The organism is Rhodanobacter sp. DHB23 (assembly GCF_014842975.1).
Classification (GTDB): Bacteria; Pseudomonadota; Gammaproteobacteria; order Xanthomonadales; family Rhodanobacteraceae; genus Rhodanobacter_A.
Window position 1 is genome coordinate 72116 of record NZ_JACYXK010000019.1, and the last position, 20353, is coordinate 92468.

Annotated in this window: 16 protein-coding genes and 2 tRNA genes; 13 read left to right on the top strand and 5 right to left on the bottom strand. The window is 65.6% G+C overall.

Features of this window, described 5'->3' with window-relative positions:
* Window positions 1-66: 66 nt before the first annotated feature.
* Window positions 67-645 carry a superoxide dismutase [Fe] gene (gene sodB / locus IHE47_RS02860; RefSeq protein ID WP_192104039.1) on the bottom strand — a complete coding sequence of 193 codons (579 nt, stop codon included), beginning with the start codon at window positions 643-645 and terminating at the stop codon, window positions 67-69.
* Between the two features lie 111 nt (window positions 646-756).
* On the opposite strand from sodB, the gene grxD reads away from it, so the two are divergent.
* The 6 genes from grxD to ppnN all read left to right on the top strand — a co-directional run bounded on the left by grxD (window position 757) and on the right by ppnN (window position 10561).
* Window positions 757-1083: a Grx4 family monothiol glutaredoxin gene (gene grxD, locus IHE47_RS02865; protein WP_192104142.1), complete on the top strand. Its 327-nt coding sequence runs from the start codon at window positions 757-759 to the stop codon at window positions 1081-1083.
* On the top strand, window positions 1080-1850 hold the full coding sequence (locus IHE47_RS02870) for an SDR family NAD(P)-dependent oxidoreductase (protein ID WP_192104041.1): 771 nt from the start codon (window positions 1080-1082) through the stop codon (window positions 1848-1850). The genes grxD and IHE47_RS02870 overlap by 4 nt, the downstream gene beginning before the upstream one ends.
* 11 nt (window positions 1851-1861) lie before the next feature.
* Window positions 1862-2461, top strand: a complete 600-nt coding sequence (locus IHE47_RS02875; RefSeq protein WP_192104144.1) for a YhgN family NAAT transporter — start codon at window positions 1862-1864, stop codon at window positions 2459-2461.
* Window positions 2462-2743: 282 nt separating this feature from the next.
* Window positions 2744-5236 carry a TonB-dependent receptor gene (locus IHE47_RS02880; RefSeq protein ID WP_192104043.1) on the top strand — a complete coding sequence of 831 codons (2493 nt, stop codon included), beginning with the start codon at window positions 2744-2746 and terminating at the stop codon, window positions 5234-5236.
* A gap of 320 nt (window positions 5237-5556) precedes the next feature.
* On the top strand, window positions 5557-8919 hold the full coding sequence (locus IHE47_RS02885) for a TonB-dependent receptor (RefSeq protein WP_192104045.1): 3363 nt from the start codon (window positions 5557-5559) through the stop codon (window positions 8917-8919).
* 241 nt (window positions 8920-9160) lie between these two features.
* On the top strand, window positions 9161-10561 hold the full coding sequence (gene ppnN, locus IHE47_RS02890) for a nucleotide 5'-monophosphate nucleosidase PpnN (protein WP_192104047.1): 1401 nt from the start codon (window positions 9161-9163) through the stop codon (window positions 10559-10561).
* A 60-nt stretch (window positions 10562-10621) separates the two neighbouring features.
* Here ppnN and IHE47_RS02895 read toward each other — a convergent pair.
* Together IHE47_RS02895 and IHE47_RS02900 are read right to left on the bottom strand one after the other, a co-directional pair.
* Window positions 10622-10698: transfer RNA gene (locus IHE47_RS02895), tRNA-Asn, on the bottom strand.
* Window positions 10699-10760: 62 nt separating this feature from the next.
* Window positions 10761-11306 carry a GspH/FimT family pseudopilin gene (locus tag IHE47_RS02900; protein WP_225561581.1) on the bottom strand — a complete coding sequence of 182 codons (546 nt, stop codon included), beginning with the start codon at window positions 11304-11306 and terminating at the stop codon, window positions 10761-10763.
* 152 nt (window positions 11307-11458) lie between these two features.
* On the opposite strand from IHE47_RS02900, the gene uvrB reads away from it, so the two are divergent.
* The gene (gene uvrB / locus IHE47_RS02905) at window positions 11459-13474 is read left to right on the top strand and encodes an excinuclease ABC subunit UvrB (RefSeq protein ID WP_192104049.1); all 2016 of its coding nucleotides are present in this window, start codon (window positions 11459-11461) and stop codon (window positions 13472-13474) included.
* Window positions 13475-13538: 64 nt separating this feature from the next.
* A tRNA-Val gene (locus tag IHE47_RS02910) sits at window positions 13539-13613 on the top strand.
* 101 nt (window positions 13614-13714) lie between these two features.
* On the opposite strand, the gene IHE47_RS02915 is transcribed toward IHE47_RS02910, so the two are convergent.
* On the bottom strand, window positions 13715-14764 hold the full coding sequence (locus tag IHE47_RS02915) for a hypothetical protein (RefSeq protein WP_192104051.1): 1050 nt from the start codon (window positions 14762-14764) through the stop codon (window positions 13715-13717).
* A 298-nt stretch (window positions 14765-15062) separates the two neighbouring features.
* Here IHE47_RS02915 and IHE47_RS02920 point away from each other — a divergent pair, with 298 nt between their 5' ends.
* Window positions 15063-15512 (top strand): CopD family protein, encoded by a 450-nt coding sequence (locus tag IHE47_RS02920; protein ID WP_192104053.1) that lies wholly within the window; start codon window positions 15063-15065, stop codon window positions 15510-15512.
* Between the two features lie 106 nt (window positions 15513-15618).
* Here IHE47_RS02920 and IHE47_RS02925 read toward each other — a convergent pair whose 3' ends face one another.
* On the bottom strand, window positions 15619-16626 hold the full coding sequence (locus IHE47_RS02925) for an NAD-dependent epimerase (protein WP_192104055.1): 1008 nt from the start codon (window positions 16624-16626) through the stop codon (window positions 15619-15621).
* Between the two features lie 321 nt (window positions 16627-16947).
* Here IHE47_RS02925 and thrS point away from each other — a divergent pair, with 321 nt between their 5' ends.
* The 4 genes from thrS to rplT all read left to right on the top strand — a co-directional run bounded on the left by thrS (window position 16948) and on the right by rplT (window position 20345).
* Window positions 16948-18849 (top strand): threonine--tRNA ligase, encoded by a 1902-nt coding sequence (gene thrS, locus IHE47_RS02930; RefSeq protein ID WP_192104057.1) that lies wholly within the window; start codon window positions 16948-16950, stop codon window positions 18847-18849.
* Window positions 18850-19017: 168 nt separating this feature from the next.
* A complete protein-coding gene (infC, locus tag IHE47_RS02935; protein ID WP_343227425.1) occupies window positions 19018-19545 on the top strand; it encodes a translation initiation factor IF-3 in 528 nt (175 codons plus the stop codon).
* 225 nt (window positions 19546-19770) lie between these two features.
* Window positions 19771-19968, top strand: coding sequence for a 50S ribosomal protein L35 (rpmI, locus tag IHE47_RS02940; RefSeq protein ID WP_019467379.1), 198 nt, complete (start codon window positions 19771-19773; stop codon window positions 19966-19968).
* A 17-nt stretch (window positions 19969-19985) separates the two neighbouring features.
* Window positions 19986-20345, top strand: coding sequence for a 50S ribosomal protein L20 (rplT, locus tag IHE47_RS02945; protein ID WP_077481450.1), 360 nt, complete (start codon window positions 19986-19988; stop codon window positions 20343-20345).
* Window positions 20346-20353: the final 8 nt, after the last annotated feature.

Below are 20353 nucleotides of genomic sequence, written 5' to 3' on the forward strand. Positions count from 1 at the left end.
CCGGCGGGCAGGCACGAAAAAGGCGGAGCCGCGAGGGCCCCGCCTTGGGGTGGCGCGCCAGGCAAATCAGGCGAGGTTCTTCGCCGCGAATTCCCAGTTGACCAGGTTCCAGAACGCCTCGAGGTACTTCGGGCGGGCGTTGCGGTAGTCGATGTAGTAGGCGTGTTCCCACACGTCCACGGTGAGCAGCGGCTTGTCGCTGCCGGTGATCGGCGTGGCCGCGTTGGAGGTGTTGACGATGCCCAGCGTGCCGTCCGGGCGCTGCACCAGCCAGGTCCAGCCCGAGCCGAAGTTGCCGACGGCGGACTTGCTGAACTCCTCCTTGAACTTCTCGAACGAACCGAACGCCTTGTCGATCGCGTCGGCCAGCTTGCCGGTGGGCTCCTTGCCGCCCTTCGGGCTCAGCGAGTGCCAGTAGAAGGTGTGGTTCCAGACCTGCGCGGCGTTGTTGAACACGCCGCCGGAGGACTTCCGGATGATGTCTTCCAGCGCGGCGCCCTCGAACTCGGTGCCGGCGATCAGGTTGTTGAGGTTGGTCACGTAGGCCTGGTGGTGCTTGCCGTAGTGGAATTCCAGCGTCTCGGCGGAGATGTGCGGTTCGAGCGCGTTCTTTTCGTAGGGCAGGGCGGGAAGTTCGATCGCCATGAGTGGCTCCTTGACGGTGGCTGGGGATAGGGATCGCGACGGCCGGTGGCCGCCGATGGTCGACTGATACAATACCGGTCTGTCCGCATTGTAAAGACGAACACCCGACCTATGGACGTAAACGAGCGAATCAAGTCGCTGCTCGCTGCGCATCCCATCGTGCTCTTCATGAAGGGCACGCCGGAATTCCCGATGTGCGGCTTCTCCAGCCGTGCCGCGCAGGCATTGCAGCAGGCCGGCGCACCGTTCCATGCGGTGAACGTGCTGGCCGACCCGGAAATCCGCTCCGCGCTGCCGCACTACGCGAACTGGCCGACCTTCCCGCAGCTGTTCATCGAGGGTGAACTGATCGGCGGCTGTGACATCGTCGTCGATCTCGAGGCGTCCGGCGAGCTGGCGCGCATGGCCGGCGACGTGAGCGGAGCCGGGCGCGAATGACGTTGCCGACTGCGCGGTTCCCCGCGGGCTGGACGCCCGCCAGCGACACACTGGCCGGTCGCGTGGTGCTGGTCACCGGCGCCTATGGCGGCCTCGGCGGCGCGGTGGCGCGCGCGGCCGCACGCGCCGGCGCCACCGTCGTCGTCAGCGGCAAGCGCAAGCGCCAGCTGGAACAGTTGTACGACGCCATGCTGGCCGAAGGCCTGGCCGAACCGGTGATCCATCCGCTGGACATGGAGACCGCCACGCCGCGCGAATACGTCGCGCTGGCCGACGGCCTGCGCCACGACTTCGGCCGCCTGGACGGCATCGCGCACTGCGCGGCCAGCTTCGCCGGGCTCACGCCGGTCGCCATGCACAAGCCGGACGACTGGTTGCGCGCGATGCACGTCAACGTCAACGCCCCGTTCGCGCTCACCCAGGCCTGCCTGCCGCTGCTGCAGGAAGCGGCCGACAGCGCGGTGGTGTTCGTGCTGGACGATCCGCAGCGGCTGGCGCGTGCGCACTGGGGCGCCTATGGCGCCTCGAAGGCGGCGCTGGAGCGCTTCGCCGCCGTGCTGCATGAAGAGGTCGACGAAAGCCCGCTGCGCGTGCATGCCCTGCTGCCCGCGCCGATGCGCACCCGGCTGCGCCGGCAGGCCTACTTCGGCGAGGACACCCTGCGGCATCCGCTGCCGGATGCCACGGCGGAGGCCGTGGTCTGGCTGCTCGGCGCGCAGGGCCTGCCCGCGCGCGGCCATGTGCTCGACCTGCGGGAGGAGCACTGATGGAAGCGCAGATGACCACCTTGTCGGCGGCGATCATGCTGTTCCTCATCATGGATCCGCTGGGCAACATCCCGCTGTTCCTCAGCCTGCTCAAGGACGTGCCGCCCAAGCGCCGCCGCCGCGTGATGGTGCGCGAACTGCTGATCGCGCTGGGCGTGCTGCTGGGCTTCCTGGTCGGCGGCCAGCACCTGCTGAGCCTGCTGCAGCTCAAGCCGGATTCGATCAGCATCGCCGGCGGCATCGTGCTGTTCCTGATCGGCATCCGCATGGTGTTCCCGCCGGCGGATGGCGGCGGCATCTTCGGCAAGTCCAGCGGCGGCGAGCCCTTCATCGTGCCGATGGCGATACCCGGCGTGGCCGGGCCCTCGGCGATGGCCGCGCTGCTGCTGCTCACCAACACCCAGCCGGGGCGCACCGCGGAATGGGCTGTTGCGCTGGTCGGCGCCTGGTCGGCCACCGCGATCATCCTGCTGTTTTCCACCTACCTGTTCCGCTGGCTGGGCGAGAGCGTGCTGACCGCGCTGGAACGTGTCATGGGCATGCTGCTGATCGCCCTGTCGGTGCAGATGTTCCTGGCCGGGGTGGCGGCTTTCCTGCATCTGTCGCTTTGACGGCGTTCGCGCCATTCGCTGGCGGATGGAAAAGCTGGCGACGGTGTAAAAATGCTGTAAAATAAGCCAGAAACAATACGCAGGGTTTCGACGGCGGGACGACGCAACTCAATCGGCATCGCAAAATAATCCGAAACCCGGATTCACTGGCTCGGCTCTAACGGAGGCCGGGCTTTTTTGTGCCCTGAGTTTTCGTTTTTTCTTGCGATTGTCGCATTTGTCAGCTGCCGCGAATCGACCACTATCCGCTTCAATCTGAATTTGCACTCCAGAGGTACACACATGAAACGAGTCTATCTGTCTGCCGCGATCGCGCTGTCCCTTGGCCTGGTGTCGTCGGTGACGCTGGCGCAGGACGCCAGCGGGCAATCCGCCGCGGCCACTCAGGGTCAGCGCGTCAATGCGTCGAGCACCTCCAACACCACCACCGCGAACGACACCAAGCGCAGCGCCAAGCAGCTGAGCACGGTGCAGGTGACGGCGCAGTCGCTGTCGCTGGGCGGTGGCCTGATGTCGGTGCAGACTGCCCCGAAGGCCGTGTCCACGATCACCCGCGAAGCCATCGAGCAGGCCAGCCCGGGCAGCAACTTCACGCAGATGATCGGCTCCATCCCGGGCGTCAACTCCGCCACCGACGACGCCACCGGCCTGGCCAACGGCCACTACAGCATGCGCGGCTACGACTCGTCCGACATCGGCATGACCGTGAACGGTGCGCCGATCACCGACACCGGCAGCTATTCGGTGTACGGCACCGAGTACGGCGACAGCGAGAACATGGGCGACATCACGGTGCTGCAGGGCATCCCGGATGTGGACATGCCCGATTCCGGCGCCAGCGGCGGCCACATCGGCTGGGCCACCATCGATCCGCCGCACGAGGGTGGTGTGGACATCACGGAAACCCTCGGTACCAATGACTATCACCGCACCTTCGTGCGCCTGAACACCGGCGATCTCGGCCCGGTGCGTTCGTGGATCTCCTATTCCGACAATTCCGCCGACTTCTGGCGCGGCAATGGCACGCTGAAGGTTTCCAAGGTCGACGGCAAGTCGATCTGGACGATCGACGACGACAACTCGATCAGCGCCTCGCTGCAGTACAGCCGCCAGAGCAACTACCAGTACGACACCGTCAGCAAGCAGAACGTCGCGCAGTATGGTTACGACTACAACTACAACACCTCCTGGATTCCGCTGACCGGCCTGACCGGCACGGCGTTGAAGAATGCGGTGTCGACGGACAAGTACTACCAGGGCCTGGCCACCCAGCCTTACCAAAGCTGGATGTACAGCATGGACGGCGAGTTCAAGCTGGCCGACAGCCTGCACCTGTCGGTGATCCCGTACTTCTGGTACGGCAGCGGCGGCGGCGGCGCGGGCCAGACCGCCACCGAGAGCACCTCGCTCATCAACAAGTACCTCTACGCCAACGTTGACCTCAATGGCGACGGCAGCGTGGTGAACGGTTCCCAGGGCGTGGTGTACTCCTTCAGCATGGCGACCACCTACCGCCCGGGCGTGGTGGCGCGCTTCAACCAGGACTTCGGCCTCGACAACAGCCTGGAATACGGCTTCTGGTACGAGCGCTCGCGCAAGAGCCAGAACGACACCTACGGGCTGGTGAATCCCGAGACCGGCGCGCCGGCCAACATGTGGGGCACCTCGAGCTGGCTGACCTATCCGGATGGCCAGTCGCAGATCTACTACGACGAATACACCATCACCGAGCTGAAGAAGGGCTTCGTCACCGACACCTGGACGCCGAACGACCAGTGGACCCTGCAGGCCGGCCTCAGCTACCTGTACGCCGACCGTACCGGCAGCGCGGTCGACTATCCCGGTTCCACCACGCAGACGCCGGCCCCCGGCGCGTCGCAGTCCTTCAGCAACAACTGGCACAAGTTCCTGCCGATGGCAGGTATCAAGTACCAGCTGAACGACCAGAACCAGTTCTACATCGGCAGCGGCGAGACCTTCCGTGTGCCGACGAACACGGCGGCGATCTTCGGCATCCTGGCGGCGGCGGCCCCGGGCGGCGCGGTCGTCGACAATGCGGCCGTCAACAAGCCCGAGACCTCGTGGAACACCGACCTCGGCTGGCGTTTCTACGGTGATGCCGTGTCGGCCAGCGCGGACATCTATCACAGCAACTACTTCAACAAGCAGGAGTCGGCCTGCTTCGTCCCGGCGGGCGGCAGCAGCTGCAGCGTCTCGTACTACACCGCGATCCCGCACATGAACATGCGCGGCTTCAACGGAGAGGCCAGCTGGAAGTTCGCCGAGCACTGGAAACTGTACGGCTCCTACACCTATACCCAGTCCCTCATCGAGGGCGCGATCAACGCCGGTGGCGACAACAGCACCGACGGCGCCCCCTATCCGACCAACGGCAAGACCATGCCGGATACGCCGCGCAACATGGGCAACCTGTCGCTGGGCTATGACGACGGGCACCTCTGGGCCAACCTGAATGCTCGCGCCACCAGCTCGCTGTACGGCGACTACCTCAATACCGAGCGGGTGGGTGGTTTCACCACCTACAGCCTCGGTGCGGGCTACAAGTTCGACAACTACGGCGGCTTCAAGCCGTACATCAAGGTCAACGCCTACAACCTCACCAACAAGGAGGCGTACAGCTACGTGGGCAGCGCACCGCTGCTGGCGGCCTCGGGCAAGGCCCTGTACGCGGCCGGCTATTACGCCAGCACGCCTTACTACGGCCTGCTGCAGCCGCGTACCTACATGATCACCTTCGGCGCCTCGTTCAACTGATACGGCGACCATCGGCCCGCGGCTGGCACGGCGCGGGATTTCAAGGCCGGCACCTTCGGGTGCCGGCTTTTTTGTTGTCGGCATCGCCCCGTCCGGGCTGCAGCAAATCGCGACAAGGGCAAATTGTTACGAATCTGTAATACCATTCGCGTAACTTTTTGCGTCGCGGGCGTGGCCAAGGCAGCTTGGCCCGGCCGCTTCATTCCAGGGAACACCAGAAGAACCACCGCCACGCCCGGCGCGACAAGGGCGGCAGATGGTCCGGCCTGTTGCCCTGATTCCGTTGTTTGTTGCGAACCGCCCTGGGGGTCGATGTCTCTATGAAACACACCAATCGTGCCAAATTGCTGTCGGTGGCCATTGCCACGCTGCTGGCTTCCTCGCCGGTGCTGGCGCAGGACACTTCGTCCTCGATCAGCGGCCGTGTGCTCGACGGCAATGGCCAGCCGATCGCGGGCGCCACCGTGCAGATCGTGCACGAGCCGTCCGGTACCACCAAGATCGCCACCACCGATGCCAACGGCCGCTATTCGGCGCAGGGCCTGCGCGTGGGTGGCCCGTTCGACGTCACCGTGTCCAAGGCCGGCATGGCCCAGGGCGAGCAGAAGAACGTGTACCTGCAGCTGGCGCAGGACACCGCGGTCAACCTGACGATGGGCACCGAGCAGGCCAGGATGGCGAAGGAACTCGGCGGGGTCACCGTGTCGGCCAGCGCGCTGGCGCAGACCTTCACGCCGGACAACAAGGGCATGTCCACCAATGTCTCGCAGCGCGAGTTGCAGGCCGCACCCTCGCCGGGCCGTTCGATCGCCGACATCGCCCGCCTCGATCCGCGCGTGTCGATCTCCGATCGCGGCGAAGGCGCGATCTCCACGATGGGCATGAACAACCGCTACAACGCGATCACCGTGGACGGCGCCGGCGTGGGCGATCCGTTCGGCCTGAACTCCAATGGCATGCCCTACATCGGCTCGCCGATCTCGGCCGACACCATCGAGGAGTACAACATCTCGACGGCGAACTTCGACGTGGCCTCCGATACCGTGGGCGCCAACATCAATGCGGTCACCAAGAGCGGCACCAACGACTTCCACGGCTCGGTGTATTACGCCTACCGCAACGCCGACAAGCTGGTCGGCACGGCCGGCTGGTTGAACAAGGACCAGCCGGGTTACGACTACGCCGGCTACAAGCGCGACTGGACCGCCGGCGCCACGCTGGGCGGCCCCATCGTGCAGGACAAGCTGTTCTTCTTCGTCAACTACGAGAAGGAGAAGACCATCGGCCTGGGCGCCGACTCGGCCAACGGCCTCGACTCCACCCTCGGCAACGGCCCCTCCACCTCGAACAAGGTGTCGCCGGGCGACCTGCAGCGCATCATCAACGCCGCCAAGGCGCTGGGCCTGAAGCCCGGCAACTTCAGCGGCGGCAACGTGGACCTGGGTGACCAGCGCTACCTGGTCAAGCTGGACTGGAACATCACCAACGACCACCGCGCCAGCTTCAGCTACCAGCGCACCAAGGAAACCCAGCCCATCGTGCAGGGCAATTCCAGCAACGCGATCGGCCTGACCAGCTACTGGTACACCAAGAACAGCGACACCAAGAACATGGTGCTGCAGCTGTTCGACGACTGGAGCGACATCTTCTCCACCGAGACCAAGCTCGGTTACCGCCAGTTCTCGCAGATCCGCACCGTGGCCGACCAGCAGCCGCAGGTGTACGTGGACGTCGGCTTCAGCCAGAACGCGACGACGGGCAAGCAGACCGGCTCCACGCCGTATGTCGACCTGGGCGAGGACCAGTACAGCCACTACAACGTGCTGAACATCAAGACCTGGAACCTGTTCGAGGCGGCCACCCTGTACCTGGGCGACCACACCGTGAAGGGCGGCATCGATTTCCAGCAGAACAAGATCTACAACCTGTTCGGCCGCACCGAGTTCGGCGCCTATACCTTCTTCGGCATCGACAACTTCGAGAAGGGCATCTACGACTCGTACAACATCTACCAGCCTTCGCCGGGCTATACGCTCGGCGACGTGGCGGCGAAGTGGACGTTGCGCCAGACCAGCCTGTTCCTGCAGGACACATGGCAGGTGAACAACAACCTGTCGCTGCAGTACGGCATGCGCATCGACCAGGCCAACACGGGCGATCGCCCGGCTTACAACCCGGTGGTGAGCAAGACCTTCGGTGTCGATCCGGACGGCCAGATCGTGGTCAATTACCAGCCGGGCAGCAACGTCACCCCGCTGCGCAACGACAGCACCATCGACGGCCTGCGCATCGTCGAGCCGCGCGTGTCGTTCAACTACGCCTTCGACGGCGAGCGCATGATGCAGCTGCGCGGCGGTTTCGGCCTGTTCCAGTCCAACCCGCCGACGGTGTGGATGACCAACCCGTTCCAGAACAACGGCATCACCACCACCGTGTACCAGGTGTACAACGACTACGGCCTGCAGCCGGGGCAAGGCAACAGCCTGCCGGTGTTCAGCCCGGATCCGTTCGGCCAGAGCCTGCCGCCGCCGTCGAGCAGCTCGATGAGCGTGGACACCATCGACCGCAACTTCAAGCTGCCTTCCGTGTGGAAGTACAGCCTGGCGTTCGATCGCGAGCTGCCGTGGTGGGGCACCGTGTTCTCGGCCGAGTACCAGTACGTCAAGGTGCGCAACGGCATCTGGTACCAGATGCTCAACCTCGGTTCGCCCACCGGCACCATGCCCGATGGCCGCGAGCAGTACTGGAAGACGCCGGGCGAGGCCGGCGCCAGCGCCGATGCGCGAGCCAACGCGAGCAAGAGCTTCACCTACAACTCCACCTACCTCACCAACACCCACAAGGGTCATGCCGAAGCGCTGACCCTGTCGTTGAAGAAGCCGTTCTCCGACAACTGGTTCGGCAGCCTGGGCGTGACCTTCGGCGATTCCACCGAGGTGAACCCCGGTACTTCCAGCCAAGCCAGCTCGAACCTGTCCAACAACGCCTGGGTGAACCCGAACGACGAGACGGTGGCGCGTTCCAACCGCGCGGTGCGCCAGCGCGTCAATGCGTCGGTCACGTGGCAGCACCGCTTCTTCGGCGACTACGTCACCAGCATCAGTGCGTTCTACGACGGCCATACCGGCCAGCCGTACAGCTGGACCTTCGGCAACGACGCCAATGGCGACGGCTTCGGCAACGGCACCGACCTGGTCTACATCCCGCGCAACGGCGAAGTGACCCTGATCCAGCCGAACGGCCAGCCGGCCACCGCCACGCAGATCCAGCAGTTCTACAGCTACATCCACAGCGACAAGTACCTGAGCAAGCACCAGGGCCAGATCGCCCAGCGCAACGCGGCCACGGCCGCCTGGGTCAACGATCTGGACATGAGCTTCCGCCAGGAGGTCCCGGGCATCTTCAAGGGCAACAAGGGCGAAGTCCGCCTGGATGTCTACAACGTGCTGAACCTGGTCAACAAGCGCTGGGGGCAGGAACACGACCTGGGCTTCTACCAGACGCGCAACCTCGCCGACTATGCCGGCGTGGGCGCCGACGGCAAGTACATCTACAAGCTGTACACGGACAAGGCCGGCAATTACCAGCCGGAGCAGTACACGGTGTACGACGCCGGCACCTACACCAAGACCAATGTGGTGTCGCGCTGGTCGGCGATGTTGACGGTTCGTTACACGTTCTGAGCGCGCCCCGGCGTGTCCTCGGAAGCCGGCGCCCGCGAGGGCGCCGGCTTTTTCATGATGTGCATTCCCGTACGCCGCTGCGCGGGCGATCCATGGGCATGCGGTGGCGATCCAGGCGTCCTGTCATGGCGCGAATCACGCGGCTCGTCTGTCTTGACTGCGCCGCGGCCTAGGCGGGAAGCTTCCCGGTCGCCGCATCCGCGTGGGCATGTGCCCGCGGGACAGTGGCATGGAGATACCGATGAACGATGCAGGTGCCGGTGCTGCCGGCCGCAACGCCACCGTGAGCGCGCGTATTTCGCCCGCTGGCGGCCTGGACATTCTTTCCCGCCACGAGGTCGCGCGCCTGCGCGGCGCCAGCGACTCGGGCCTGCACGGCCTGCTGCGCCGCTGCGCGCTGGCGGTGCTGACCTCGGGCGCGATCAGCGACGATCCGCGGGCGATCCTCGAGCAGTATCCGGACTTCGACATCCAGGTGCTGCAGCAGGACCGTGGCATCAAGATCGAGTTGACCAAGGCGCCGGCACAGGCCTTCGTGGACGGCCAGATCATCCGCGGCATCAACGAGCTGCTGGTGGCGGTGGTGCGCGACATCGTGTACGTGTCCACGCAGCTGGAACAGCCCGGCAGCGACCTCGGGCCCTCCGATGCGTTGACCCAGGCGGTGTTCGAGATCCTGCGCAACGCGCGCATCCTCAAGCCGAACATCGACCCCAACCTGGTGGTGTGCTGGGGCGGCCACTCGATCTCGCGCGACGAGTACGAGTACACCAAGGCGGTGGGCTACCAGCTGGGCCTGCGCGGCATGGACATCTGCACCGGCTGCGGCCCCGGCGCGATGAAGGGGCCGATGAAGGGCGCCACCATCGCGCACGCCAAGCAGCGGCACCGCAACAACCGCTACATCGGCATCACCGAGCCGGGCATCATCGCGGCCGAGTCGCCGAACCCCATCGTCAACCAGCTGGTCATCATGCCGGACATCGAGAAGCGCCTCGAAGCCTTCGTCCGCATGGGCCACGGCATCATCGTGTTCCCCGGCGGCGTGGGCACGGCGGAGGAGATCCTCTACCTGCTCGGCATCCTGCTGCACCCGGAAAACGCGGGCACGCCGTTCCCGCTGATCCTCACCGGGCCGGGGCAGTCGGCTGCGTATTTCGAGCAGATCGACAAGTTCCTCCGCCTCGCGCTGGGCGATGCGGTGGCCGCGCACTACCAGATCATCGTGGACGATCCGGCCGCGGTGGCGAAGGCGATGGCCAAGGGCATCGACAAGGTGCGCAACAACCGCCTCGACACCAAGGACGCGTTCTTCTTCAACTGGGCGCTGCGCATCCCGCTGGAGTTCCAGACCCCGTTCCGCCCCACCCACGAGGCGATGCGCGGCCTGCAGCTCCACCATGGCCGACCGCTGCACGAGCTGGCGGCCGACCTGCGTCGCGCGTTCTCCGGCATCGTGGCCGGCAACGTGAAGGAGGAGGGCGTGCAGGCGATCGAGCAGAACGGCCCGTTCGACATCGACGGCGACCGCGACATCATGCAGGCGCTGGACAAGCTGCTGCAGGCCTTCGTGGAACAGCACCGCATGAAGCTGCCTGGTGGCGCGGCCTACGTGCCGTGCTATCGCGTGATCACCGGCTGACGGCGACGTCGGGGATTGCATGCAAAAAGGCCGGCATCGCTGCCGGCCTTTTCATGAATCTGGCGCCCGAAGTTGGACTCGAACCAACGACCCCCTGATTAACAGTCAAGTGCTCTAACCGGCTGAGCTATTCGGGCGGGAGCTGCGTAGTTTGTCGATCGGATCGCGGGCTGTCAAGCATGCGGCCCGCCAGTCCGGATCACTGCGCTGCGGTGCAACTGGTGGCGTCCTCCATGCTGGCGGGGGCGCCGCGAATGCGGCCGGTGTTGGAGATCACCACCAGCAATACCTGTCCGGGTTCGCTGCGGCTGCAGAAGCGCAGGGTGTTGGTCGTGCCGCTGGCGCTGCCGTCGCCGCGGAAGCGCACCAGGGGACGGCCGCTGTCGCCGAGGATGGTGATGCCGGCATAGCCGGACTGGGTGCGCAACGGGCTTGCGTCGGGCTGGCCGTCGCGGTCCCGGTCGTGGCCGATCAGCCAGCCGGACTCCCAGCGCGTTTCACTGCTGCACTGCGCGCCGTTGCGGCTGGGGCAGAACAGGGTGGGCCTGCCGGTGGTGATGGCGATGCCGCGCGCGTGTTGCAAGGCGGCGATGAAATCCGTCTGCGCGACCCGGACCCGGTCGCGCTGGAGCAATCGGGCCAGCGGTGGCAAGGCCATGGCCGCGAGCACGCCGAGGATGGCCACGACCATGATCTGTTCGACAAGCGTGATGCCGCTCTGGTTGTCAGCCGGTCGCATCGCCATGGCGCGCTCCTGCATGGGCGGGAAGGCCATGCTAGGGAGGCGTGTTCGGGTGGCCTGCCGTCTACCGGCGGGGCGAAGCGTCGGACGCTGCTGACAAGGGATGTCAGCAGCGACGATTTAAAATGCCGGCATCTGCCCGCATCTCGCCAGCCATGACCGATAGATTCGAACTCGTCGCGCCCTACCAGCCCGCCGGCGACCAGCCCGAGGCGATCCGTCGCCTCAGCGAAGGCTTCGAGGCGGGCCTGGCCGCGCAGACCCTGCTCGGCGTCACCGGTTCGGGCAAGACCTACACCATCGCCAACGTGATCCAGCAGGTGCAGCGGCCCACCATCGTGATGGCGCCGAACAAGACGCTGGCGGCGCAGTTGTACGGCGAGTTCCGCGAGTTCTTCCCGAACAACGCGGTGGAGTACTTCGTCAGCTACTACGACTACTACCAGCCGGAAGCCTACGTGGTGGCGTCCGACACCTTCATCGAGAAGGACGCCTCGATCAACGACCATATCGAGCAGATGCGGCTGGCCGCCACCAAGGCGCTGCTGTCGCGGCGCGACGCGATCATCGTGGCCACGGTGTCGGCGATCTACGGCCTGGGCAATCCCGAGGACTACCTGTCGCTGCGCCTGATCCTGGCCAAGGGCGAGCGCATCGAGCAGCGCCAGCTGATCCGCCAGCTCACCGAGCTGCAGTACAGCCGCAACGAGATGGAGCTGCGCCGCGGCACCTATCGCGTGCGCGGCGAGATCATCGACGTGTTCCCTGCCGAATCGGAAACCGAAGCGTTGCGCATCGAACTGTTCGACGGCGAGGTGGAAGGGCTTTCGCTGTTCGACCCGCTCACCGGCGAAACCGTGCGCAAGGTGCCGCGCTACACGGTCTATCCGCGCACGCATTACGCCTCCACGCGCGAGAGCGTGCTCAACGCCATCGACACGATCAAGGACGAATTGAAGGACCGGCTGGAAGTGCTGTACCGCGACAACAAGCTGGTCGAGGCGCAGCGGCTGGACCAGCGCACCCGCTACGACGTGGAGATGATGGCCGAGGTGGGTTACTGCCAGGGCATCGAGAACTACTCGCGCCACCTTTCCCGCCGCGCGCCGGGCGAGCCGCCGCCCACGCTGTTCGATTACCTGCCGGCGGACGGCCTGCTGGTGGTGGACGAGTCGCACGTCACCGTGCCGCAGGTCGGCGCGATGTACAAGGGCGACCGTTCGCGCAAGGAAACCCTGGTGGAATTCGGCTTCCGCCTGCCGTCCGCGCTGGACAACCGCCCGTTGCGCTTCGAGGAATGGGAAGCGCGGGTGCCGCGCGCGATCTACGTCTCCGCCACGCCGCGCGAGTACGAGCTGCAGAAATCCGGCGACGCCATCGTCGAACTGGTGGTGCGCCCCACCGGCCTGGTCGATCCCGAGGTGGAAGTGCGCCCGGTGCGCACCCAGGTGGACGACCTGCTCGGCGAGGCGAACAAGCGCATCGCGATGGGCGACCGCGTGCTGGTCACCACGCTGACCAAGCGCATGGCCGAGAACCTCACCGAATACCTCTCCGAACACGGCGTGAAGGTGCGCTACCTGCACTCGGACATCGAGACGGTGGAGCGCAGCGAGATCATCCGCGACCTGCGCCTGGGCGAATTCGACGTGCTGGTGGGCATCAACCTGCTGCGCGAGGGCCTGGACATGCCCGAGGTGTCGCTGGTGGCGGTGCTCGATGCCGACAAGGAAGGCTTCCTGCGCTCCACCGGCTCGCTGATCCAGACCATCGGCCGCGCCGCCCGCAACGTGCGCGGCAAGGCCATCCTCTACGCCGACGAAGTGACGCGTTCGATGCAGGCGGCGATGGACGAGACCGCGCGCCGCCGCGAGAAGCAGCTGGTATACAACGAGGCGCATGGCATCACGCCGAAGACGGTGGAGCGCCGTATCGCCGACATCATGGAGGGCGCGCGCAGCGAGTCGCCGCGAAGCCGTGGCGGCAAGGCCAAGGCGCGCGCCGTGGCCGAGTCGCCGGCGAACTACGAGGCGATGGATCCGGCCAAGGCCGCCGCCGCCATCAAGAAGCTGGAGGCGCAGATGTACAAGCACGCCCAGAACCTGGAGTTCGAGGCGGCCGCCCAGTTGCGCGACCAGATCCACCAGTTGCGCGAGCGGGCCCTGCGTTGAGCTTGTCGCGGAGCATGGAGTCGCCTATACTGCGCGGCTCGCGCGGCCTGTAGCCGTGCGAACCGGGCGGTTAGCTCAGCGGTAGAGCACTACCTTGACATGGTAGGGGTCACAAGTTCGATCCTTGTACCGCCCACCAATTCGAATCCGGCAACGGCGCGGCCTTCGGGCACGCGCCGTTGTCGTTTCCGGGCCTAGGCAGGCCCCGCGTCGTCCCACGGGGCCCGGGGCGTCGGTCGGTCAGTGGCCGAAGCCGCCGTCGCCCCGCACGATCGCCACGCCGTTGGTGCTGCCGCTGTCGATGGTGACGACGCTTTCAAGATTGAAGTTCCCATCGCCGTCCACGCCGAAGATGGAGACGTGCGAGGCCGATCCGGTGCCGTCGATGACCGCGGCGAGGCCGTCGCGGTAGGCGATGTCGGTCGGGGCGCCATCGAACGATGCCACCACCGCTGCGTCCTGGACGATCTTGCGGCCGTACACGAGGTAGCGGGACACGGAGTGGCTGGGCGAGTTGGACGAGAACAGGAACGGCCCGTCCAGGGTGACCCAGCAGGGTGCCATCTGGGTGCCGGAGCCGGTGACCGTCAGCACCGCATCGTCGCGCACGAGGCTGATCTCGTTCGCGTGGGCGATGGTGACGTAGGCATCGTTGCCACGTGTGGCAAGCCCGAAGGGTGCATTGACGTTGGCGGGAATGTTCGCCACCAGCCTGGCCGTGCCCGACACGCTGCCCCGGCCTGCGAGGTCGACCGTTTCGATGGCATTGCTCTTTTCGCTGATGACGAGCTGTCCGCCGATGACGCCCACCTGGGCGGCGGAGCCGTCGGCAACGGCCAGCCTCGCCTTGCCGTCGGCGATGGAGCTCACGCCATCCCGGGTGATCGGGTGCGATTCGATGTAGGTGGCGGTCAGGATGTAGAGATGATCGTGGCCGAAGGCCACGCTGACCGGGTTGTTGATGGCTGGGACGAGCTTCTCCAGTTGCAGCGGAATGCCGGCTCCGCCCTTCCGGAAGACCGAGACGTTGCCCGACCCGAAATTGACCACGGCGAGGCGGTCACGATCCTGCGCGATGCCGCCGGCATTGCCGGCGACCCCGCCCGATCCCCCGGTCGGGGACTGTTCGACCAGCATGCCGCGGGTGTCGTAGACAAGCAGTTCGTTGTTGGCCGTGTTCGATGACGTCACCACCAGGTCGCCATTGTTCCAGCGGGCGGTGGCCTGCGCGTTGACGGTTCCCGCCACCATCAATCCAAGCAGGGCCGATCCAAGGATCGTCTTTTTCATGGTCATTCCTCGTTATGGGCATGGGTATGCGGCAACAGGCGTTGCCGCGACAAATCGCCACCAATGACCGCGCGCGCTGGTCACTGCTTATTCGAATGGCCTGCCTTGTTGGTTACATCGCGGTGTTCGGGAAGTCGGCGATCGCAAGGAGGCGGCGTGATGCCGGGCGCGAGGCGATGCACGCCGGAGCCGGGCGATTGGCCGGGGCCCGGCACGAATTCGATCCTGTGCCGTCCACCGGATACCATGCAGCGGCGCGGACTCTGCCCCGCGCCTTTCTTTTTGCCGGGGTGCTGCGATGGTCTACCTGTGGGTCAAGAGCTTCCACGTGCTGTTCGTGATCGCCTGGATGGCCACGGTGTTCTACCTGCCGCGCATCCTGGTGAACCTGGCCGAGGCCGGCGACGAGCCCGCGGTGAAGGCGCGTTTGCTGCTGATGGGGCGGCGGCTGTACAGGTTCGGCCACAACATGTTCGGCATCGCCTTCCTGTTCGGCCTGACGTTGTGGCAAGGGTGGCGGGTGTTCCCGTCGAAGTTGCCGGACGTGACCGCGGGCCTGCACTGGATCGACGCCAAGCTCACCCTGGTGGCCGTGTTGCTGGCCTATTTCGTGTGGGCGGGCCGCATGCTCAAGCGCTGCGAGCGGGGCGCGGCGCTGCCATCCGCGAAGGCGCTGCGCTTGCTCAACGAACTGCCCGTGCTGTTGCTGCTGGGCGTGATCTTCCTGGTGCTGGCCAAGCCTTTCTAGCCTCGATCCACGTAGGCGCACCCTGTGCGCGATGGCTCTGTGCTTCGATCGGAGCGCGAGGCCATCGCGCACAGGGTGCGCTCCTACACGGGCCGTCGCTGTCTGGTCAGCGCTTGAAGTAGTCGCGGTACCACGCCACGAAGCGCGCCACGCCTTCCTCGATCGAGGTGTCCGGCGCGTAGCCCACGTCGCGCCGCAGCGCCGAAACGTCGGCCCAGGTGTCCGGTACGTCGCCCGGCTGCATCGGCAGCAGGTTCTTCTCCACCGTGCGGCCCAGGTGTTGCTCGAGCAGCTCGATGAACCGCAGCAACTGCACCGGCTGGTCGTTGCCGATGTTGTAGACGCGGTAGGGCGCGTTCGATGTGCCGGGGTTCGGCGACTTCGCGTCGTAGGCCGGGTCGGGCGTGGCCGGGTGGTCGAGCGTGCGGATCACGCCTTCCACGATGTCGTCGACGTAGGTGAAGTCGCGGCTGTGGTTGCCGAAGTTGAACACGTCGATGGCCTCGCCGCGGCTGATGCGGTCGGCGAACAGCATCGGCGACATGTCCGGCCGCCCCCACGGCCCGTACACGGTGAAGAAGCGCAGGCCGGTGGTGGGCAGGCTGTAGAGATGGCTGTAGCTGTGCGCCATCAGTTCGTTGGCCTTCTTCGTCGCGGCGTACAGGCTCACTGGGTGGTCCACGGCGTCTTCCACCGCGAACGGCAGCTTGCGGTTGTCGCCATAGACCGAACTGGACGAGGCATAGACCAGGTGCCCGACGCCGCCATGGCGGCAGGCTTCGAGGATGTTGCCGAAGCCGACCAGGTTGCTCTGCACGTAGGCCTGCGGGTTCTGCAGCGAATAGCGCACGCCGGCCTGCGCGGCCAGGTTCACCACGCGCTGCGGCTCGAAGCGGGCGAAGGCGTCGTTCACCGCGGCGGCGTCGGCCAGGTCGGCGCGGCGATGGGCGTAGCCGGCGTGGTTGGCGAAGCGGGCGAGTCGCGCTTCCTTCAGTGCCGGGTCGTAGTAGTCGTTGTGGTTGTCGATGCCCAGCACTTCGTCGCCGCGTGCCAGCAGGCGTTCGGCCAGCGCGGCGCCGATGAAGCCGGCGGTGCCGGTGACGAGGATGCGCATGGCGGGTTCCTTCGCGGGGGAGGGCGGCATTGTAGCGGCTGCGATCACGGCTCGATTGACGGCGCGTGCGGCGCTAGACTACGTTTCCGCTAACTTTCCAGAGCCAAGGTGGCCCGTGCGCAAGCGCCGGCCGAGTGTGCGACATGTCCACTACCAATCGCCCACGTTGAAACCTCGCCGAGCCTCACCTTGTTGAAAGGGCGCTGCGGCGCCCTTGCTTTTGTCCGCCATCCGGGCGGACGGCGGCAAAACCGGCCAGCAGTGGCCGGGCTCCCAAATGAAAAGCGGCGCCGTATCGAAGCGTCGCAGCAGGAACAAGCCATGATCGAAATCACGCTACCCGACGGCAGCAAGCGCCCGTTCGACCACCCCGTGTCCGTGCAGGACGTGGCCGCCTCCATCGGCGCCGGCCTGGCCAAGGCCACCCTCGCCGGCAAGGTGGACGGCAAGCTGGTGGATGCCAGCTTCCCCATCGACCATGACGCCAGCCTGGAAATCGTCACCGAGAAAAGCCCGGAGGCGCTGGAAATCCTGCGCCATTCCACCGCGCACCTGCTGGCGCAGGCCGTGCAGCGCCTGTATCCGGGCGCGCAGGTCACGATCGGCCCGGTGATCGACAACGGCTTCTACTACGACTTCGCCTACGAGCGCCCGTTCACGCCCGACGACCTGGCGAAGATCGAGGCGGAGATGGAAAAGATCGTCAAGGAGGCGCTGCCGGTGACGCGCAGCGTGAAGTCGCGCGACGACGCGGTGGCGTTCTTCCGCGGGCTGGGCGAAAACTACAAGGCCGAGATCATCGAAAGCATCCCGGCCAACGAGGCGCTGTCGCTCTACACGCAGGGCGAGTTCACCGATCTGTGCCGCGGCCCGCACGTGCCGAACACGGGCAGGTTGCGCGCGTTCAAGCTGATGAAGGTGGCTGGTGCCTATTGGCGCGGCGATTCCAACAACGCGATGCTGACGCGCATCTACGGCACGGCGTGGTTGAACGACAAGGATCTGAAGGCCTGGCTGCACCAGCTGGAAGAGGCCGAGAAGCGCGACCACCGCAAGATCGGCAAGGCGCTCGACCTGTTCCACCAGCAGGAGGAAGGCCCGGGCATGGTGTTCTGGCACCCGCGCGGCTGGGCGATCTGGCAGCAGGTGGAGCAGTACATGCGCGGCGTGTACAGGAAGAGCGGCTACCAGGAAGTGCGCTGCCCGCAGGTACTGGACGTGTCGCTGTGGAAGAAGTCCGGCCACTGGGACAACTACCAGGAGAACATGTTCTTCACCGAGTCGGAGAAGCACACGTTCGCGCTGAAGCCGATGAACTGCCCGGGCCACATCCAGGTGTTCAACACCGGCCTGCACAGCTACCGCGACCTGCCGGTCCGCTACGGCGAATTCGGCGGCTGCCACCGCAACGAGCCGTCCGGCGCCCTGCACGGCATCATGCGCGTGCGCGCGTTCACGCAGGACGACGGCCACATCTTCTGCACGCCCGAGCAGATCGAGCCGGAAGTGACGGCCTTCCACGCCCAGGCGATGAAGGTCTACACGGACTTCGGCTTCGACAACATCGCGCTGAAGATCGCGCTGCGTCCGGACAAGCGCATCGGCGCCGAGGAAGTGTGGGACAAGGCCGAGGCCGCGCTGCGTTCCGCGCTGCGCGCCGCCGGCGTCGAGTGGGAGGAGCTGCCGGGCGAGGGCGCCTTCTACGGCCCCAAGATCGAGTACCACATGAAGGACTCGATTGGCCGCGCCTGGCAGGTCGGCACGATGCAGGTGGATTTCATGATGCCCGAGCGCCTCGGCGCCGAGTACGTGGACGAACACAGCCAGCGCCAGCACCCGGTGATGCTGCACCGGGCCATCGTGGGCTCGATGGAGCGCTTCATCGGCATCCTGATCGAGCACCACGCCGGCCTGCTGCCGCCGTGGCTGGCCCCGGTGCAGGCGATGGTGTTCAGCATCACCGACGCCCAGGCCGGTTACGTCCGCGAGGTCACGCAAACCCTTGTCGACAAAGGCTTCCGGGTCGAGGCGGATTTGCGCAACGAGAAGGTCGGCTATAAAATCCGCGAGCATACGTTGCAGAAAGTGCCCTACCTGCTTGTCGTCGGAGATCGCGAGAAGGAGTCCGGGGCGGTTTCCGTGCGTACCCGTTCGGGCGAAGACCTGGGCAGCATGCCGCTGGCCAGCTTCATCGAGCGCCTGGAGGCCGAAACGCGGCGCTGATGCCGCGTTGGCCAACTGGCAGGTCAAGGATGACCTGCTGCGGAACTGGTCCCTCAAGGCCGGTTTCGTCGGAGCTGGACCCGGCATGTGCCGAGCCTGGCGAGTCGAGAAAAGCGCAGGAAAGCGCTTTTTCGACACATCGATAAACATCTTCTGGAGGATAGTGGTATCGCCACTACAGAAACCAAGGGCAATCGCCGCAACCATGAGATCCGCGTGCCGCGCGTGCGCGTGATCGGCCCGGATTCCGAGCAGCTAGGCATCCTGACCCGCGACGAGGCGCTCCGCGCTGCCGAAGAGGCAGGCCTCGACCTGGTCGAGATCCAGCCGAACGGCGATCCGCCGGTCTGCCGCATCATGGACTACGGCAAGTTCAAGTTCGAAGCCCAGAAGAAGGCCCAGGCTGCCAAGAAGAAGCAGAAGCAGGTCGAGATCAAGGAAGTGAAGTTCCGTCCGGTCACGGACGTGGGCGACTACCAGATCAAGCTGCGCAACATGCTCCGCTTCCTCGAGGAAGGCGACAAGGTCAAGGTCACCATCCGCTTCCGCGGCCGCGAAATGTCCCATCAGGATCTGGGCCAGAACCTGGCCAAGAAGATCCAGGAGGACGTGGGCGAAAACGGCGTGGTCGAGTCCTTCCCGCGTCTGGAAGGCCGCCAGATGGTCATGATGATCGGCCCCAGGAAGAAGCAGTAAGGCGGCCTGCGGGCTGCCGCTGCGCATGCGGGCGGGCAGGTTTCGAGGGTAGCGCCACAGGCTGGCGCCGGTCCCGTTTTCCCCGTACAATTGGCAGTTCGACCCGCCAGGAAGGGTCGTGAACCGATGTCGGCAGGATGGAAAGCGCGGCCTTGTGGTCGCCGCCGAATCAGTCAGAAACCGGCTGCTCTCGTAGAGGGTGCAGCCCCATCAAGGAGCATCCAGATGCCCAAGATCAAGACCAACCGGGCGGCGGCGAAGCGTTTTCGCAAGACCGCTTCCGGCAAGTTCAAGGCCGGTCACGCCTTCAAGTCGCACATCCTGACCAAGAAGTCGACCAAGCGTAAGCGCAACCTGCGCGCCACCAACCACGTCAAGGCGTGCGACACCAAGGGTGTGGCTCGCATGTTGCCGTATCTCTGAACCGGGAGGACTAGACCATGGCTCGTGTCAAGCGTGGCGTTACCGCCCGTCGTCGTCACAAGAAGATCATCGGCCGCGCGAAGGGCTACTACAACGCCCGTCGCAAGGTTTTCCGCGTAGCCAACCAGGCCGTCATCAAGGCCGGCCAGTACGCGTACATCGGCCGCAAGCAGAAGAAGCGCCAGTTCCGCGCCCTGTGGATCGTGCGTATCAATGCCGCTGCCCGTCAGTTCGGCTTGTCCTACAGCCGCCTCATCAACGGCCTGCTGAAGGCCGGCATCACGGTCGACCGCAAGGTGCTGGCCGACATCGCCGTGCACGACATCAAGGCGTTTGGTGCCATCGCGGAAAAGGCGAAGGCCGCACTGGCAGCGTAATCTGTGCG

Bases quoted from the DNA above. Each gene is read 5' to 3' on its own strand.
- sodB (WP_192104039.1), bottom strand. From the start codon at position 645: ATGGCGATCGAACTTCCCGCCCTGCCCTACGAAAAGAACGCGCTCGAA.
- grxD (WP_192104142.1), top strand. From the start codon at position 757: ATGGACGTAAACGAGCGAATCAAGTCGCTGCTCGCTGCGCATCCCATC.
- IHE47_RS02870 (WP_192104041.1), top strand. From the start codon at position 1,080: ATGACGTTGCCGACTGCGCGGTTCCCCGCGGGCTGGACGCCCGCCAGC.
- IHE47_RS02875 (WP_192104144.1), top strand. From the start codon at position 1,862: ATGACCACCTTGTCGGCGGCGATCATGCTGTTCCTCATCATGGATCCG.
- IHE47_RS02880 (WP_192104043.1), top strand. From the start codon at position 2,744: ATGAAACGAGTCTATCTGTCTGCCGCGATCGCGCTGTCCCTTGGCCTG.
- IHE47_RS02885 (WP_192104045.1), top strand. From the start codon at position 5,557: ATGAAACACACCAATCGTGCCAAATTGCTGTCGGTGGCCATTGCCACG.
- ppnN (WP_192104047.1), top strand. From the start codon at position 9,161: ATGAACGATGCAGGTGCCGGTGCTGCCGGCCGCAACGCCACCGTGAGC.
- IHE47_RS02900 (WP_225561581.1), bottom strand. From the start codon at position 11,306: ATGGCGATGCGACCGGCTGACAACCAGAGCGGCATCACGCTTGTCGAA.
- uvrB (WP_192104049.1), top strand. From the start codon at position 11,459: ATGACCGATAGATTCGAACTCGTCGCGCCCTACCAGCCCGCCGGCGAC.
- IHE47_RS02915 (WP_192104051.1), bottom strand. From the start codon at position 14,764: ATGAAAAAGACGATCCTTGGATCGGCCCTGCTTGGATTGATGGTGGCG.
- IHE47_RS02920 (WP_192104053.1), top strand. From the start codon at position 15,063: ATGGTCTACCTGTGGGTCAAGAGCTTCCACGTGCTGTTCGTGATCGCC.
- IHE47_RS02925 (WP_192104055.1), bottom strand. From the start codon at position 16,626: ATGCGCATCCTCGTCACCGGCACCGCCGGCTTCATCGGCGCCGCGCTG.
- thrS (WP_192104057.1), top strand. From the start codon at position 16,948: ATGATCGAAATCACGCTACCCGACGGCAGCAAGCGCCCGTTCGACCAC.
- rpmI (WP_019467379.1), top strand. From the start codon at position 19,771: ATGCCCAAGATCAAGACCAACCGGGCGGCGGCGAAGCGTTTTCGCAAG.
- rplT (WP_077481450.1), top strand. From the start codon at position 19,986: ATGGCTCGTGTCAAGCGTGGCGTTACCGCCCGTCGTCGTCACAAGAAG.